The sequence below is a fragment of the Pantoea sp. B550 genome (genome assembly GCF_024158165.1).
Classification (GTDB): domain Bacteria; phylum Pseudomonadota; class Gammaproteobacteria; order Enterobacterales; family Enterobacteriaceae; genus Pantoea; species Pantoea alfalfae.
The window spans coordinates 1,176,725-1,193,219 of the sequence record NZ_JAMYXI010000003.1 but is presented as its reverse complement, the minus strand read 5'-3'; the positions used below and the strand labels follow the sequence as shown (position 1 = coordinate 1,193,219).

Below are 16,495 nucleotides of genomic sequence, written 5' to 3'. Positions count from 1 at the left end.
TCTGGCTTAATGCGGTTATTGCCACAGGAGAATTGCTATGCCACGTTCCTTAGAGAGTACCGACACCGCCCTCAACGCCGCTAACCTGCTGCCGCTGGCACGCCGTTATGCCGGGCCATTCTGGGCTTATGATGCGCAGATTATTCAGGCGCGTATTGCCCAGCTGCAGGCGTTTGATGTGGTGCGTTTTGCGCAGAAAGCCTGTTCAAATATTCATATCCTGCGCCTGATGCGCGCAGCGGGTGTGAAAGTGGACTCGGTATCGCTGGGTGAGATCGAACGTGCGCTGGCTGCGGGCTACGAGCCTGGTGGTGATGAGATCGTCTTTACCGCGGATCTGTTCGATCAGCCAACGCTGGCGCGGGTGACCGCGTTAAAGGTGCCGGTCAATGCCGGATCGATCGATATGCTGCATCAGCTCGGCGCGGTCTCACCGGGACATGCGGTGTGGCTGCGGGTTAATCCTGGTTTTGGTCACGGTCACAGTCAGAAAACCAATACCGGCGGCGAAAACAGCAAGCACGGTATCTGGCACGGCGATTTAGCCGAGGCGCTGGCAGCGATTAAGCAGCACGGCCTGAAGCTGGTGGGCATTCATATGCATATCGGCTCAGGCGTCGATTATGCGCATCTGCAGCAGGTCTGTGATGCGATGGTCGAACTGGTGATGGCGTCAGGTCAGGATCTGACGGCGATCTCTGCGGGCGGCGGCCTCTCTGTGCCTTATCGCTATGGCGAAGAGGCGATCGATACCGATCACTATTTTGGCCTGTGGGATGCAGCACGGCAGCGTATCGCTCAGCATCTGGGTCACGCGATAAAGCTGGAGATTGAACCAGGCCGTTTCCTGGTGGCCGAGGCGGGTGTGCTGGTCTCTCAGGTTCGGGCAGTGAAGTCGATGGGCAGCCGTCACTTCGTGCTGGTCGATGCCGGTTTCAGTGACCTGATGCGCCCCTCAATGTATGGCAGCTATCACCATATCTCGCTGATGGCGGGCGATGAGCGGGCGATTGAGGAGCAGCAGACCATCGACACGGTGGTCGCGGGTCCGCTGTGCGAATCGGGTGATGTCTTTACCCAGCTGGAGGGCGGCATGGTCGAACCACGCGCGATTCCGGCGGCAAAGGTTGGCGATTACCTGGTGTTCCACGACACCGGAGCTTACGGTGCATCCATGTCCTCTAACTACAACAGCCGTCCGCTGATCCCGGAAGTGCTGTTTGAGCAGGGCCAGCCGCGGGAAATCCGCCGCGCGCAGACTATTGAGTCGCTACTGGCACTGGAAATCAGCTAATCACCTCGCTCAGGCGGCCGGCGCGCCGCCTGTCAGCTATAGATCTCTTTGCGCAGCATGACCAGCTCCTCTGCCAGCTCGCGGCACAGCATTGCATTCATCAGATGATCCTGCGCATGCACCAGAATCAGCGTGACCGGCAATTTTCCGCTTCCCTCATCTGCACTAATCAACGCGGTCTGAATTTTATGTGCCGCTTTTGCCGCGGTATCTGAAGCTGCCAGCGCTGCGTCAGCCCCGGTCCAGTCGCGTTTGCGCGCACACTGAATCGCCATCATCGCCGACGAACGGGCTTCCCCTGCATTGATCAGCAATTCCATCATGGTCTGTTCGTAATCCATAACGCCTCCGCTATTGGTATGCCAAATTGGCCGTTTTTATCATACTGGAATGCCAATAAGCGTTTCCGGGAGATACGTCACAGAAAAAACCGAGGAGATTCGTCATTTTGGTATGCCACTAACAGGGAAGACCACGACGATTACAGGAATACCGATCTTACATCTCTGAGGGTTGATCATGTCTCTACAGGACCGCCTTATCGATTCCCTGGGCAGCTTTGCCACCCGCTTTAACAGTTATCGCTACATCATGGCGATTAAAGCCTCGTTCATTACCCTGATGCCGGTGATCATTGTTGGCGCCTTCTCGGTATTGATCTCTAACATGGTGCTGGACAGCAAAAATGGCCTTGCCAGCTTTGCCGCCCTGGCTTTTTTAGCTGATCTTAAGCCCATCACCAGCAGTATCAATTACGCCACGCTTAGCTTTCTTAACATTGGTGCGGTGTTCCTGATTGGTATTGAGCTTGGGCGCATCAACGGTATAAAAACGCTGTTTCCCGGCCTGCTGGCAATCATCTGCTTTGTATCCGTGACGCCGACCACCTTACAGATGATGGTCGATGGGCAGATGCACCTGGTTACCGACGTACTGGCCAAACAATTCTCCGATACCAAGAGCCTGTTTCTCGGCATGTTTATCGCCATTCTGTCCGTAGAGATTTACTGCCGCCTCGAACAGGTTGAACGGCTGAAAATCAAAATGCCCGACACGGTGCCGCCCAACGTGGCCGCCTCTTTCTCCGCGCTAATCCCCTCAATCATCACCGTAACGCTGATAGCGACCTTCGGCTTTATCTTCCATCGCGTCACCGGCATGTACCTTTACGACGCGGTATATCAGGTGGTGCAGCAGCCGCTGGAGTCGGTGGTGCAGAGCCTGTGGGGCATTCTGATTCTGATGTTCGTCGCCCAGTTGTTCTGGGTGATTGGTATTCACGGCAACCAGATGGTGAAACCGATCCGTGAGCCGCTGTTGCTGGGCGCGATTATGGTCAACATGACCGCTTTTGAGCAGGGGAAAGAGGCACCAAACATCATCACCATGCCGTTCTGGGATGTTTATATGAGCATCGGCGGTTCCGGCCTGACCATCGGGCTGCTCACCGCCGTGATGCTGGCGACGCGACGCAAAGAGATGCGTGAAATCGCCAAACTGTCGTTTGGGCCAGGCATTTTCAATATCAACGAGCCGGTTATATTTGGTATGCCGATTATGCTTAATCCAATCCTGGCTATCCCTTTCATCATCACACCGCTAGTGACAGGTTCTATCGGTTACTTCGCTACGGTGATGGGATTTGCCGGGAAAGCCGTGGTGATGGTGCCCTGGACCACGCCTCCGATTATCAATGCCTGGCTGTCAACGGCCGGATCGATGGGTGCGGTGGTGACGCAGATCGTCTGCATTCTGGTATCAGTACTCATCTATCTGCCATTTGTGAAAGTCGCAGCCCGCCGCGCGGATGCAGCGGAAGCAAAGAACCTGCAACCGGAGCTGAATCCCAACCGAACGGAGGTGTTATGAGTCGTCAGACTGTCCACATACCTGAGAATTTCATTCTGGGGGCTGCTGCCTCCGCCTGGCAGACGGAAGGCTGGAGCGGAAAAAAAGCGGGGCAGGACTCCTGGCCTGACGCTTGGTATCAGCAGGATCGCCACGTCTGGCACAACGGCTACGGTCCGGCGGTTGCCACCGACTTTATTAACCGCTTTAGTGAGGATGTTGCGTTAATGAAGGCCAGCGGGCTGACCCACTACCGCACTTCGATCAACTGGTCGCGTTTCCTGATCGATTACGAAACCGCTACGGTCGATGAGGAATACGCGGCTTACTATGACCGGCTTATTGATGAAATGCAGTGCCAGGGCATTGAACTGATGCTCTGTCTGGAGCATTACGAGCTGCCCGCCACGCTGCTGGAGCAGTATGGCGGCTGGCAGTCAAAGCATGTCGTTGAACTGTTTATCCGCTATGTCGAACAGGTGTTTAAACGCTATGCCGGTCGGGTCACGCGCTGGTTTGTGTTTAACGAGCCGATTGTGGTGCAGACCCGCGTCTATCTCGACGCGCTGCGCTGGCCTTATGAGCAGAACACCCATAAATGGATGCAGTGGAACCACCACAAGAATCTTGCTACCGCCCGGGTAGTGCAGCTGTTCCGCGCGGCAGGCTATGCCGGTCGCATTGGTACCATACTCAATCCGGAAGTCACCTATCCGCGATCATCAGCCCCGCACGACCAGAAGGCGGCGCATATTTATGACCTGTTCTACAATCGGGTGTTTCTCGATCCCGCCATTAAAGGCGAGTATCCGGCGGAGCTGCTGGCGCTGCTTGATAAGCATCAGATTGAGTGGGAAACCACCCCGGAAGAGCTGGCGATTATTGCCGCCAATACCGTCGATGAGGTCGGGCTTAATCTCTACTATCCGCATCGCGTGAAGGCACCGTCCCGCGCCTGGCATCCCGAGACACCCTTTCATCCCGCCTGGTATTACGAACATTTTGAACTGCCGGGGCGGCGGATGAACCGTTCACGCGGCTGGGAAATTCAGCCTGAAATTATCTGGGATATGGCGCAGCGGATGCGCGATGAGTACGGCAATATCCCGTGGTTTGTGGCTGAAAGTGGTATGGGAATTGAGGACGAAACGCAGTTCAAAAATGCCGAAGGGGAGATTCAGGACGATTACCGCATCGCGTTTATCAGCGAGCACCTGCATCAGGCGATACGCGCCAGCCAGGCGGGGATTAACTGTCAGGGCTATATGCTGTGGGCGTTTACCGACAATGTCTCGCCAATGAATGCCTTTAAAAATCGCTATGGTCTTATCGAAATCGACTTAGATAAGCAGCGTCAGCGCCGTATGAAGAAATCTGCCCACTGGTTCCGTACGCTGTGCGACACGCAGCAATTCACCCTATGGCTTGATGATGAGCCGAAATAACGCGAGGAAACGCGCATGAAACGAATTGTTCTGGCCTGTGCTGCAGGCATGTCGACCTCAATGGTGGTGACGCGGATGGAAAAGGAGGCTGCCGCTCGCGGACTGGCATTTCAGATCTACGCTATTCCGGAGCAAAACCTGCGTGAAGAGCTGCAAAACTACGGCAACGAGGTGGTGGTCGTGCTGCTCGGGCCACAGGTGCGCTTCAAACTGGAAGAGAACAGAAAACTCACCGACAGCTATCAGTTGCCCATCGCGGTAATTGATACGGTTGCTTACGGCACGCTGAATGGTGCAAAGGTACTCGATCAGGCGCTGGCTTTGATACACTGAGCCCCAGTTTGCGAGCCAGCCTCTCCGGTTCGCGGGCATTGTCGCGCAGGGAACCGCGGCAATGCCGTTAGCGCATTGATTGCAAAGGGTGACAGTGTGGACAAAGCCGAAGCGCCGCAAGAAAAAAAGCAGTATCAGGAAATTGGTCAGCACCTGCGTCAGCAGATTTGTGACGGACACTATCCGGTGGGATCGCGCCTGCCGCCTGAACGTCAGCTGGCTGAAACCTGGGGCGTCAGCCGGACCATCGTGCGCGAGGCATTATTGATGCTGGAGCTGGAAGGTACGGTGGATATCCGCCAGAGCTCCGGCGTCTATGTGATGCGTATTCCTTCCGCCAGTGATGATGAAGAAGAGGCCTTCTTCCGCAGCGACGTTGGCCCGTTTGAAATGCTACAGGCACGTCAGTTGCTGGAGAGCAATATTGCAGCCTTTGCCGCAAAAATGGCGACCAAAGCGGACATCGAAAATCTGCGCCGAACGCTGGAACAGGAGCAGCGTGCTATCGCCGCCAACGATAGCAGTCAGGACAACGATAAGTTGTTTCATCTGCTGCTGGCGGGTGCCAGTCAGAACCAGATGCTGCTCGATACCGTCACCAGTATCTGGCGACATCATGACAGTAGCCCGCTCTGGCAGCAGCTGCGCCCGCAGTTTGAAACCCGCGCCTATCGCCTGAAATGGCTCGGCGATCACCAGACCATCCTGGCCGCTCTGCGTCGGCGTGATGTGATGGGGGCCTGGCAATCTACTTGGCAGCACCTCGAGAACGTCAAGAATACGCTGCTGGAGCTTTCCGACGCCGATGCGCCTGACTTTGATGGCTACCTGTTTGATTCAGTCCCGATCTTTCAGGGGAAACTGATGTGATTGAAATCGTCTCGCTCAGCGATGCCCCCCAATTTGCCGATCAGATCATCGACTGGCAGTGGCGCGCATTTGGTGAAACCACAAGCCGGGCGTTCTTTGCCAGTGTGGTGAACAGCAGCCTGACCGGTGCTGATTTTCCGGTAACGTTTGTCGCCGTGGAGGCGGGCAGGGCAATCGGCACGGTGGGATTCTGGCGTTGCGACCTGATCAGCCGTCAGGATCTTTTCCCCTGGCTGGCGGCGCTCTATGTTGATGAGTCGGTGCGCGGCAAAGGTGTCAGTGAGGCGCTGCAGCAGCATGTCATCGCCTATGCACAGGCGCAGGGCTATCCACGGTTGTGGTTGTGGTCAACGTTTGGGGGGTATTACGAACGGTCTGGCTGGCTGCCACAGGGCGAAGCGCTTGAGTATCCCGATAAGCCGGTAAAACTCTATTATCGCGACCTGTGAGAAAGGCCAGCCGCCACAGCGGCAGCTGGCAACAGAGTACTTATGGCGCAGGATAGGTGTAACGGCGGTGGATCGCCTCAATACCTTCCAGAATCTCTGCATTTAAGGTCAGATTGACGCTGTCGATATTAATCTGTAACTGCTCAAGCGTGGTGGCGCCCAGCAGCGTGCTGGCCACAAACGGCTGCTGACGCACATAGGCCAGGGCCATCTGCGACGGGTCGATCTGATGCTGCTGAGCCAACGCCACATATTCGGCAATCGCCTTCTGTGACTGCTCGCCGCTGTAGCGAGTAAAGCGGCTGAACAATGTGTTGCGTGCGCCCGCAGGCTGCGCGCCATTCAGGTATTTGCCGCTCAGCGTACCAAACGCCAGGCTTGAATATGCCAGCAGCTCTACGCCTTCATGCTGGCTGATTTCGGCCAGACCCACTTCAAAACTGCGGTTCAGCAGGCTGTAGGGATTCTGAATGCTGATAATGCGCGGCAGCTCATGCTTCTCTGCCAGTTGCAGATAGCGCATCACGCCCCACGCCGTTTCGTTCGACACGCCGATATAACGGATTTTGCCGGCGCGCACCTGCTCGGTCAGCGCTTCCAGCGTCTCCAGCAGCGTCACCTGCGCCGTGGTCTCGCTGTACTGATAGCCCAGCTTGCCAAAATAGTTGGTCTGGCGCTGTGGCCAGTGCAACTGGTAGAGATCAAGGTAGTCGGTGTTCAGGCGTTTCAGGCTGGCATCGAGTGCGGCGCGGATGTTTTTACGGTCAAGTGCCATATCCGGGCGAATCGAAGCATCATTGCCGCGTGACGGACCCGCCACTTTACTGGCCAGGATGATTTTGTCGCGGCTGCCGCGCTGTTTAAGCCAGCTGCCAATGTATTGTTCGGTCAGACCCTGAGTTTCCGGGCGCGGTGGCACCGGATACATCTCGGCAGTATCAATAAAGTTGATGCCGGAACGGATAGCCAAATCCAGTTGAGCATGGGCGTCGGCTTCACTGTTCTGTTCGCCAAACGTCATAGTGCCCAACCCCAGCTGACTCACTTCCAGCGTGCTGTGGGGAATACGATGATAGTGCATTGCCAGCTTCCTTTTTTTATGGAATGGAATGTTGTGTCCTCAGGGACTATAGCGCGAGCAACGGCGGGGAAGGAAGGGGGAAAAGTCGGGGAAATCGCCTGCCAGCGTGGAATCGATGGCAGGTGATTAAATCGGGCACTTAACGTTCAATGATCGTTGAGACCTCGTCGCTGTTAATCTGCACCTCGTGACCCGTCTGGTCGGTGTACTGCACCAGGCCGGTCTCTTTATCAATGCTCGGCTTGCCTTCGGTCATGATCATCCGGCCATCTTTGGTCGCCATGACATAATCAGAGCTGCATCCACTCAGGAACGCTGCGGTTACCATCACCATTGCTACGCCTGCCCACCCTTTCATCTCGCCTCTTCCTCACAAATCGTTAAGTGCAAAAAGTGTAGTAATAAATGGTTTTGCCGGCAGGGTTAATCGTAGGATTCTGAAAATAACCGGGCGAGCAGGCTCGCCCTTGACTTTATCAGGCGTGCTTTTTCTTGCTGCGCATCAGGTTAAGGCACTCAACCGCCATGGAGAAGAACATAGCAAAATAAATGTAACCTTTTGGTACATGAACCGCGAAACTCTCCAGAATCAGGGTAAAACCGACCAGAATCAGGAAGGAGAGGGCCAGCATTTTGACTGACGGATGGCGTTCAACAAACTCACCAATGGCGCGTGCGGCAAACATCATCATCAGCACTGCAATGACCACTGCCGCCATCATAATAAACAGATGATCAGAGAGGCCGATGGCGGTAATCACGGAGTCGAGGCTGAAAATAATGTCGAGCATCATGATCTGCACTATGGCACCAAGGAACGAATGAACGCGGGTGTTGTGCTCGCCTTCACTGCCTTCAATCGTTTCATGGATCTCCATGCTCGATTTCCACAACAGGAACAGACCGCCAAACAGCAGAATCAGATCGCGCGCCGAGAACGCATGATCCATCAGCGTAAACAGCGGATTAGTCAGACGGGCGACCCACGCGATGGAAGCCAGCAGGCCAAGACGCATCAGCATCGCGCCCATCAGACCAATACGGCGTGCACTGGCTTGCTGGTGTTTTGGCAGCTTAGCGACCACCAGCGACAGGAAAATGATGTTATCAATACCCAGCACCACCTCAAGGATGGTCAGGGTGCCCAGCGCCAGCCAGGCGTTGGGATCGGAAATCCACTCAAACATACCGGCATTCAATCCTAAACGAAAAGTAAACGGCGATTATACGCATTGAATTCGCCAATCTCCCACAAAATTGCGACATTGGTCGCGCAGGAGACGCGATTTACAGGAGAAAATGGCGCGCCAGCAGGGGACCGGTGAAGCTCTTCTTCAGGTAGAAGCCGCGCGGCAGAGTCATAATGGGCTGGCCCTGATCGCCGATTCCCTCGGTCAGTGCCTTGCTATTGGCGGCTTTGGGCCGGATTTGCAGCCAGGCACCATGCCGTGCGGTAATCTGCTCAACGCGCCCCAGCACGATCATATCCATCAGTTCCTCCCAGTCCTGTCGCAACATCTCATCTTCTTCCGCATTCGGGCTCCACAACAGTGGCGCGCCGACACGGCGTTCCCGCAGCGGAATCTCACGCCCACCTTCAACCGGGATCCACAACACCCGCGCCAGCTTGTGACGCACATGGCTGGTAAGCCAGGTTACGCCGCTGTTACCGGTCAGCGGTGCGACACAGACAAAGGTGGTTTCCAGCGGTTTACCCTGTGCATCAATCGGGATGGTTTTCAGTTCGATACCCAGATGGGCAAAGTCCTGTTCCGCTTTGCTGCCCGCGCTCGCCCCAAGGTGCCACTCCAGCAGCATGCCGACCCAGCCTTTATCGCGTTTAAGATCCGCAGGCATGGGCAGGCCGGCACGTGCAGCCAGCGTTTCCATAGGTAATCCGGCTAAATCCTGCGCGCGTGCCAGCAGGCTGGCTTCATCTTCGGGTGGTCCTGGTGGATAACGCATGTTGATAACTCATAATGATTAAAATGTGTACAGGTGCGGATAAGTAAGTTGTCCCGCTAAAATAAATCGTGTCCGGGCTCGATAATAACATGATAGATCATGCTTTTTTGAGTGGATTGCCCTCGTGCTATCTGCAGTGGGTCAGGGTTATCCCAGCTTACCCGCAATAATGAACAGGATCTCCAGTCCGGTTATCCACAGAAAAGTGGGATAACCCCCTTATCTTTGCGGTACTGGTTCAATTTACAGCCTTGACTTTTCGCCATTTGAACAGAATTTCACCGGCCTGACCTAACCCTGAGCGATTATCTGTGGATAAAAAGCACTGTGATTATAATTTAACCAATTGTCAGTGGGCGTAAAAATATTCGCTGTTTATAAAAAGCCAATGAAGCGTGATTCTGCATTAATTTCATTTTTAATCAGTCAGATAAGGAATTAACTCTTTTCGGTATTCCCAGGTGTGATAGCAGGGTTATTCAGTTAACTCCCGCGTTCTGCACAAAGCTATCCACAGAAAAGGTGAATAAGATCGAGCTTTTTTGCAGTCTTTGTTTATAACTATGCCCTTTTCTGTGAGTTATCCCGCTATTGATGCCTCAACCCCCCATGAATCCAGTGGTTTACCGCCTGTAAGGAGTGTGAAACAATCAGGCCATTCAAATTTTGCTTTGAGGTAGTCCGGTGATCGATGATGATGGCTACCGCCCGAATGTTGGTATCGTAATCTGTAACCGGCAGGGACAAGTATTATGGGCCAGGCGCTTTGGACAGCACTCCTGGCAATTTCCTCAGGGAGGCATCAATCCCGGTGAAACCGCAGAACAGGCGATGTATCGCGAACTGTTCGAAGAGGTCGGATTACACCGGAAAGATGTTCGAATACTTGCCTCTACCCGTAACTGGTTACGTTACAAGTTGCCAAAACGTTTGGTGCGTTGGGACACAAAGCCGGTATGTATCGGCCAGAAACAAAAGTGGTTTCTTCTGCAGTTAATGTGTAATGACGCGGATATCAATGTGCAGCACAGCAGCACGCCGGAATTTGACGGCTGGCGCTGGGTCAGTTTCTGGTATCCGGTGCGTCAGGTTGTCTCCTTTAAGCGCGACGTCTATCGTCGGGTAATGAAGGAATTCGCTGGCGTGGTGATGTCTATGCAGGAGAGTGCGGGGCAGCGAAATAATCCTGCCCATCGACGTAAGAGAGGTTAGGCCACGCCCTTTATGCTCACTCAGTTGCGCGAAATTGTAGAAAAAGTGGCGAGTGCGCCGCGTCTCAATGAAGCACTCGACATCCTGGTCAATGAGATCTGTCTGGCGATGGATACGGAAGTCTGTTCCGTTTACCTCGCCGACCACGATCGTCGCTGCTATTACCTGATGGCGACGCGCGGCCTCAAAAAACCGCGTGGCCGCACCGTGACGCTGGCGTTTGACGAAGGTATCGTCGGTTTAGTGGGCCGTCTGGCCGAACCGATTAACCTTGCTGACGCCCAGAGTCACCCCAGCTTTAAATATATCCCCGCAGTCAAAGAGGAGCGCTATCGCTCCTTCCTCGGCGTGCCCATTATCAGCCGTCGTCAACTTCTTGGCGTGCTGGTGGTGCAGCAGCGCGAACATCGTCAGTTTGATGAAAGCGAAGAGTCATTCCTGGTTACGCTCGCCACTCAGATGGCGGCGCTGCTGTCGCAGTCTCAGATGGGGCAGCTATTTGGTCAGTTCCGGCAGACACGGGTGCGCGCTATTGCGGCAGCGCCTGGCGTAGCGGTGGCACCCGGCTGGGTCGATGAGACGCAGCCTCTGCTCGATCAGGTTTCAGCCGCCTCAACGCTGGATGTGCAGCGTGAACGTGAGCGTCTGTCGCTTGCCATGAGCGAAGCAACCAATGAATTTCGCCGTTTCAGCAAACGTTTCAGCGCCAGCGCACAGAAAGAGAGCGCGGCCATTTTCGATCTCTACTCTCACCTGTTAACCGATGCCCGGCTGAAGAAAGATCTGTTCGACGAGATCGAGCACGGATCGGTCGCGGAGTGGGCCGTGAAACAGGTGATCGAGAAGTTTGCTGAACAGTTCGCCAGCCTGACTGACAACTATCTGCGTGAACGCGCAGGCGATCTGCGGGTGCTGGGCCAGCGTCTGCTGTTTCACCTCGATGATACCCTGGTCGGCACCAATGCCTGGCCGGAACGCTTTGTGCTGGTCGCCGACGAGCTGACCGCCACCAGCTTAGCGGAGTTGCCGCAGGAGCGGCTGGCGGGTGTGGTAGTGCGTGACGGCGCGGCTAACTCCCACGCGGCGATCCTGACCCGCGCCATGGGCATTCCGACGGTAATGGGCGCTGATATCCAGCCCCATCAGCTCAACAAACGCCTGCTGATTGTTGATGGCTATCGCGGTGAGCTACTGATCGATCCCGAGCCGGTGCTGGTGCAGGAGTATCAGCGGCTAATCAGCGAAGAGAACGCGCTGAGCAAAATGGCGGAAGGCGTGGTCGATCAGCCGGGTGAGCTGAAAAGTGGCGAACGTATTCAGGTGATGCTGAATGCCGGATTAAGCCCGGAACATGAACAGGCGCTGGGCAGTTGGGTCGATGGCATCGGCCTCTACCGCACCGAAATCCCGTTTATGCTGCAGAATGGCTTCCCGTCGGAAGAGGAGCAGGTAGCGCAGTATCAGGGCATGTTGCAGCTGTTCCACAACAAGCCGGTAACGCTGCGAACACTGGATGTGGGAGCAGACAAACAGCTGCCTTACATGCCGATCAGTGAAGAGAATCCCTGCCTGGGCTGGCGCGGCATCCGCCTGACGCTCGACCAGCCGGAAATTTTCCTGGTGCAGGTGCGCGCGATGCTGCGCGCCAATGCCGCCTCCGGCAACCTCAGTATCCTGCTGCCGATGATCAGTCATATCGACGAGATCGACGACGCAAAACAGCTGATTGAGCGCGCCGGACGCGAAGTGGAAGAGATGCTGGGCTATACGATTCCCGCGCCGCGTATTGGCATCATGATCGAAGTGCCGTCAATGCTGTTTATGATCCCGCATCTGGCGTCACGGGTCGATTTTGTCTCGGTCGGCACCAACGACCTGACGCAGTATCTGCTGGCGGTGGATCGTAACAACACCCGCGTCGCGAACCTGTACGACTCGCTGCATCCGGCGATGCTGCGCGCACTGAATGCGATCGCGCAGGAAGCCCGCCTGGCCAATCTGGAATTGTGCCTGTGTGGTGAAATGGCGGGCGATCCGATGTGCGTCGCGCTGCTGGTCGGCCTGGGGTATCACCATCTCAGCATGAACGGTAAAAACGTACCGCGCGTGAAGTATCTGTTGCGTCATCTGGATCACGAAGAGGTGCAGAAGCTCAGCGAGCAGGGGATGAATGCTGACACCGCCACCGAAGTTCGCCATCTGGTCTCGGCCTTTATGGAACGGCGCGGGCTGGGTGGATTGATTCGCGGCGGTCGCTAACTACGAAGCCCGGCGGGTTATCCGCGTTTACATTTGCAAGACAATTCACAAAACCGGCTGTGCTATGATGCGCAGCCTTAATTTATGTGCCTGACAACGCCCCTTTTCAGGGTTGAAAAATAGACGGTGAATGATGAATAACGGCTATATTGCATTTCCGCAGTTCGATCCGGTGATCTTCTCGATCGGACCGGTTTCGCTTCACTGGTACGGTCTGATGTATCTGGTGGGCTTTGTTTTCGCCATGTGGCTGGCAGTACGCCGCGCCAATCAGCCAGGCAGCGGCTGGAAAAAAGAGGAAGTTGAGAACCTGTTGTACGCCGGTTTCCTGGGCGTCTTCCTGGGCGGGCGTATCGGCTATGTCCTGTTCTACAACTTACCGCTGTTCCTTGAAAATCCTCTCTATCTGTTCAAAGTCTGGGATGGCGGCATGTCGTTCCACGGTGGCCTGATCGGAGTGATTGTGGTGATGCTGATCTTTGCCCGCCGCACTAAACGTAATTTTTTCCAGGTTTCGGATTTCATTGCGCCGCTGATCCCGTTTGGTCTGGGTGCCGGTCGTCTTGGCAACTTCATTAACGGCGAGCTGTGGGGACGTGTCGATCCGGGCTTCCGCTACGCCATGCTATTCCCGGGTTCACGCAGCGAAGATGTTGCGCTGGCCGCCACCAATCCACAATATCAGGAACTGCTTAACACCTACGGCGTACTGCCACGTCATGCTTCGCAGCTCTATGAACTGGCGCTTGAAGGTGTGGTGCTGTTTATCATTCTGAACCTGTTTATTCGCAAGCCGCGCCCGATGGGCAGCGTCTCAGGCCTGTTCCTGATTGGCTACGGTGCCTTCCGTATAATCGTTGAGTTCTTCCGCCAGCCGGATGCCCAGCTTGGCCTGTTTGAAGGCGGAATCAGTATGGGGCAGATCCTTTCTGTGCCGATGATTGTTGCCGGTATTATTATGATGATCTGGGCGTATCGTCGTCGCCCGCAGCCACAATTTCGCGAGGAAAAATGAAACAGTATCTGGATTTAATGCAACATGTGCTGCAGGAAGGCAAACCAAAATCTGACCGTACCGGCACCGGTACGCTTTCAATTTTTGGTCACCAGATGCGTTTCAATCTGCAGGATGGTTTTCCGCTGGTCACTACCAAGAAATGCCATATCCGCTCCATTATTCATGAGCTGCTGTGGTTCCTGAAAGGTGACACCAACATCGGTTATCTTAAGGAAAACAACGTCTCCATCTGGGACGAGTGGGCAGATGAGAATGGCGACCTTGGCCCGGTGTATGGCAAACAGTGGCGCAGTTGGGGAACGTCCAGCGGTCAGGAAATTGACCAGTTAAGCCAGGTGATGGAGCAGCTGAAGCGCGATCCTGACTCACGCCGGATTATTGTTTCTGCCTGGAACGTCGGCGAACTCAGCGAGATGGCGCTGGCCCCCTGCCACGCGTTCTTCCAGTTCTACGTAGCGGACGGCAAGCTCTCCTGCCAGCTTTATCAGCGCTCGTGCGACATCTTCCTGGGCCTGCCGTTTAACATCGCCAGCTATGCGCTGCTGGTGCATATGGTGGCGCAGCAGTGCGATCTGCAGGTAGGCGACTTCGTCTGGACCGGCGGTGACACGCACCTCTACAGCAATCATCTGGAGCAGGCGCGCCTGCAGCTGACCCGCGAGCCGCGTCCGCTGCCAAAGCTTAAGATCAAACGCAAACCAGCGTCACTGTTTGACTATCAGTTCGACGATTTCGAGATTGAAGGCTACGATCCGCATCCCGCGATCAAAGCGCCTGTCGCCATCTGATCCGCAGTAAACGATAACGCTCTGGCAACTTCGCCGGGGCTTTTTTTTGCCTGCAAACCGGTAAATTTGCGGCACCGCTCGCACGCTTCTGCCACTGCCTGTTTGCGGGGGATGATTCTCTGCGGCACGCTTTCCAGCCTGTCACAACGCCTGTTGTTTCCCCCGTTCATCACCCGCACTCTGTCTTCATGAAAACAGCACACTTACGCGGTTTTACCCTGCCGGAACTGCTGCTGGTGATGGTGATTACCGGCATGCTGAGCGTTGCTGCGCTGCACGGCTGGCAGCGCTGGCAACAGCGGCAGCAACTGCGCGACAGCGCTCAGCAATTGCAGGGATTCCTGCTACGACTGCGCGCCCAGGCCAACCGGCAAAATAGCGACCTGGTATTATGGTCACAGCCTGGCAATCCCTGGTGCATCGGTGCCGGCAGCCGCCCCATTACGAGGTGTGATCAAGGGAAAAGGTTGCATTTCATCGTGCCGCACGCGGGCGTTGCACTCTATGACATTCGGGGCGAGCCGGGCTTCTATGGCCGCCGCAATGTCGCTAAAGCGGGCAGTATTGAGCTGGGGAACAGCGCCGGACGCATGCGGCTGATTATCTCAGCCAGAGCCCGAATTCGCCTCTGCATAACGGATGAGGAGACGTGCCGTTGAAAATCGACGGATTCAGCCTGCTGGAGATGCTAATCGCCATGGCAATCAGCGCCGTCGTGATGCTCAGTACCGGTCGTTTTCTGCCGCTGCTGCTGGCGGAGAATGCGGGCGTGCTGCAACAGGCGCAGCTGCGTCAGGAATTACAGCAGATTATGGTGACGCTGGAAAAGGCGGTGCGGCGTGCCGGTTATTGTCACGGTGAGTGCGGCAGTGGCGCACTGAAAATCAGCGAGCACTGCCTGCTGCTGCGCTGGGATGAGAACAGCAATGGTAAATGGGAACCGGTGGGTCACGCAGAGAGTGACTATTACGGCTTTCGCCTGCGCAAGCAGCAGCTTGAGATGCAACGCGGTGTTGACCAGTGTCAGTCAGCGGGCTGGGAGCGGCTCTCCGATCCCGCATTCATGACAGTGGAGCAGTTCGGCATCAGCCAACAGGGCGCTCAGATCAGGATAGTGCTGCAGGGGCGGGCCGGACGCTGGCTTGAAACGGTGGAGAGTTGGGTGGAGGGCGCGAACCTGTGAAGCAGCGGGGCAGCAGTGCGCTGGGCATGGTGTTAATGATTATGGTGATCGGCAGTTTTACGCTACATGCCAGCCGAAAGATGTCTGAGCAGGGAATGCGACTGCTGGCGGATGAGCAGCAGTTTATTCAGGATTTCTGGCGGGCACAGTCGGCGCTGCAGTGGGGGCTTTCCCTGAGCTGGCCAGCGACGGAGTCAGCCCTGTGTCAGCAGGATGATCGCCAGGGCTGGCGCAGCTGTTTACAGCGAGGTGAAAAGGATGAAGGTCTGCTTAAAGGTGAGGCCAGCGGCAGTGGCATGGCGGTCTGGCATTGGGTACGTTTACGGGACAATCAGATTAGCGCGCTGCCGCACGGCTGGATTGACTATTGCCCGCTCACGTCCCCGGCAACCTGCCAGTAAATGCGGCGGATTCAGTCTGCCGGAAGTGTTGTTTGCTCTGCTGTTAATGGCATTAAGCAGCAGCACGCTGTTGCACTATCATCGCGCACTGGCGCTGGGATTCAGTCAGCAGTGGTATCAGCGCGAGGCATGGCGGGTGGCTGAGCAGGGACTGGCAGGGCATGACGTTGCCGGGTGGACATCGACGCTGCAACAGCAGAGCGGCCCTTCAGGCTGCACCCTGGAGCGGGCTGACGTGAAGGGGCCTTTTCAGCGCAACGCTACGCTGACGCGCCTGCGATGTTAAAGGTCGTGGGTCGCCCTTTTGATGGGTTTCAACCGCGATACGCGGTAAAGTGACAGAGCCGCA

19 protein-coding genes are annotated in these 16,495 nt (G+C 55.7%); 14 read left to right on the top strand and 5 right to left on the bottom strand.

Going from position 1 to position 16,495, the window contains the following annotated elements; translation table 11 throughout:
* Positions 1-37: 37 nt before the first annotated feature.
* A complete protein-coding gene (gene lysA / locus NIM72_RS08620; protein ID WP_253419943.1) occupies positions 38-1,294 on the top strand; it encodes a diaminopimelate decarboxylase in 1,257 nt (418 codons plus the stop codon).
* 32 nt (positions 1,295-1,326) lie between these two features.
* Here the strand turns inward: lysA and NIM72_RS08615 are convergent, their stop codons facing one another.
* Positions 1,327-1,635 carry a PTS lactose/cellobiose transporter subunit IIA gene (locus NIM72_RS08615; RefSeq protein ID WP_222925029.1) on the bottom strand — a complete coding sequence of 103 codons (309 nt, stop codon included), beginning with the start codon at positions 1,633-1,635 and terminating at the stop codon, positions 1,327-1,329.
* Positions 1,636-1,813: 178 nt separating this feature from the next.
* Between NIM72_RS08615 and NIM72_RS08610 the strand changes: the two genes are divergently transcribed.
* The 5 genes from NIM72_RS08610 to NIM72_RS08590 all read left to right on the top strand — a co-directional run bounded on the left by NIM72_RS08610 (position 1,814) and on the right by NIM72_RS08590 (position 6,239).
* Positions 1,814-3,163 carry a PTS sugar transporter subunit IIC gene (locus NIM72_RS08610; protein ID WP_222925030.1) on the top strand — a complete coding sequence of 450 codons (1,350 nt, stop codon included), beginning with the start codon at positions 1,814-1,816 and terminating at the stop codon, positions 3,161-3,163.
* The gene (locus NIM72_RS08605) at positions 3,160-4,587 is read left to right on the top strand and encodes a glycoside hydrolase family 1 protein (RefSeq protein ID WP_253419927.1); all 1,428 of its coding nucleotides are present in this window, start codon (positions 3,160-3,162) and stop codon (positions 4,585-4,587) included. The genes NIM72_RS08610 and NIM72_RS08605 overlap by 4 nt, the downstream gene beginning before the upstream one ends.
* Positions 4,588-4,602: 15 nt before the next feature.
* The gene (locus tag NIM72_RS08600; RefSeq protein WP_010248665.1) at positions 4,603-4,920 is read left to right on the top strand and encodes a PTS sugar transporter subunit IIB; all 318 of its coding nucleotides are present in this window, start codon (positions 4,603-4,605) and stop codon (positions 4,918-4,920) included.
* Between the two features lie 96 nt (positions 4,921-5,016).
* Positions 5,017-5,790, top strand: coding sequence for an FCD domain-containing protein (locus NIM72_RS08595; protein WP_010248663.1), 774 nt, complete (start codon positions 5,017-5,019; stop codon positions 5,788-5,790).
* The gene (locus tag NIM72_RS08590; protein ID WP_222925031.1) at positions 5,787-6,239 is read left to right on the top strand and encodes a GNAT family N-acetyltransferase; all 453 of its coding nucleotides are present in this window, start codon (positions 5,787-5,789) and stop codon (positions 6,237-6,239) included. The genes NIM72_RS08595 and NIM72_RS08590 overlap by 4 nt, the downstream gene beginning before the upstream one ends.
* Before the next feature lie 40 nt (positions 6,240-6,279).
* Here NIM72_RS08590 and NIM72_RS08585 read toward each other — a convergent pair whose 3' ends face one another.
* From NIM72_RS08585 to mutH, 4 genes are all read right to left on the bottom strand, one after another.
* The gene (locus tag NIM72_RS08585; RefSeq protein WP_161732868.1) at positions 6,280-7,320 is read right to left on the bottom strand and encodes an NADP(H)-dependent aldo-keto reductase; all 1,041 of its coding nucleotides are present in this window, start codon (positions 7,318-7,320) and stop codon (positions 6,280-6,282) included.
* Between the two features lie 139 nt (positions 7,321-7,459).
* Positions 7,460-7,678, bottom strand: a complete 219-nt coding sequence (locus NIM72_RS08580) for a YgdI/YgdR family lipoprotein (protein WP_150014112.1) — start codon at positions 7,676-7,678, stop codon at positions 7,460-7,462.
* A gap of 118 nt (positions 7,679-7,796) precedes the next feature.
* Positions 7,797-8,507 (bottom strand): TerC family protein, encoded by a 711-nt coding sequence (locus NIM72_RS08575; protein ID WP_003853954.1) that lies wholly within the window; start codon positions 8,505-8,507, stop codon positions 7,797-7,799.
* Positions 8,508-8,607: 100 nt separating this feature from the next.
* The gene (gene mutH, locus NIM72_RS08570; protein WP_110330840.1) at positions 8,608-9,285 is read right to left on the bottom strand and encodes a DNA mismatch repair endonuclease MutH; all 678 of its coding nucleotides are present in this window, start codon (positions 9,283-9,285) and stop codon (positions 8,608-8,610) included.
* Positions 9,286-9,969: 684 nt separating this feature from the next.
* On the opposite strand from mutH, the gene rppH reads away from it, so the two are divergent.
* From rppH to NIM72_RS08530, 8 genes are all read left to right on the top strand, one after another.
* Positions 9,970-10,497: an RNA pyrophosphohydrolase gene (gene rppH / locus NIM72_RS08565; protein WP_009087042.1), complete on the top strand. Its 528-nt coding sequence runs from the start codon at positions 9,970-9,972 to the stop codon at positions 10,495-10,497.
* Between the two features lie 12 nt (positions 10,498-10,509).
* Complete coding sequence (ptsP, locus tag NIM72_RS08560) at positions 10,510-12,756, top strand: phosphoenolpyruvate--protein phosphotransferase (RefSeq protein WP_161732866.1); 2,247 nt, start codon at positions 10,510-10,512, stop codon at positions 12,754-12,756.
* Positions 12,757-12,889: 133 nt separating this feature from the next.
* Positions 12,890-13,771, top strand: coding sequence for a prolipoprotein diacylglyceryl transferase (gene lgt, locus NIM72_RS08555; protein ID WP_033733822.1), 882 nt, complete (start codon positions 12,890-12,892; stop codon positions 13,769-13,771).
* Complete coding sequence (gene thyA / locus NIM72_RS08550; RefSeq protein ID WP_253419924.1) at positions 13,768-14,562, top strand: thymidylate synthase; 795 nt, start codon at positions 13,768-13,770, stop codon at positions 14,560-14,562. The genes lgt and thyA overlap by 4 nt, the downstream gene beginning before the upstream one ends.
* A 188-nt stretch (positions 14,563-14,750) precedes the next feature.
* Entirely contained in the window at positions 14,751-15,221 is a 471-nt protein-coding gene (locus NIM72_RS08545; RefSeq protein WP_253419921.1) for a prepilin-type N-terminal cleavage/methylation domain-containing protein, read from the top strand.
* Positions 15,218-15,745 (top strand): prepilin peptidase-dependent protein, encoded by a 528-nt coding sequence (locus NIM72_RS08540; RefSeq protein ID WP_253419918.1) that lies wholly within the window; start codon positions 15,218-15,220, stop codon positions 15,743-15,745. Before NIM72_RS08545 ends, NIM72_RS08540 begins: the two co-directional genes overlap by 4 nt.
* Positions 15,742-16,146, top strand: a complete 405-nt coding sequence (locus NIM72_RS08535) for a DUF2509 family protein (protein ID WP_253419915.1) — start codon at positions 15,742-15,744, stop codon at positions 16,144-16,146. The genes NIM72_RS08540 and NIM72_RS08535 overlap by 4 nt, the downstream gene beginning before the upstream one ends.
* Positions 16,106-16,432 carry a prepilin-type N-terminal cleavage/methylation domain-containing protein gene (locus NIM72_RS08530; protein WP_237566690.1) on the top strand — a complete coding sequence of 109 codons (327 nt, stop codon included), beginning with the start codon at positions 16,106-16,108 and terminating at the stop codon, positions 16,430-16,432. Before NIM72_RS08535 ends, NIM72_RS08530 begins: the two co-directional genes overlap by 41 nt.
* Positions 16,433-16,495: the final 63 nt, after the last annotated feature.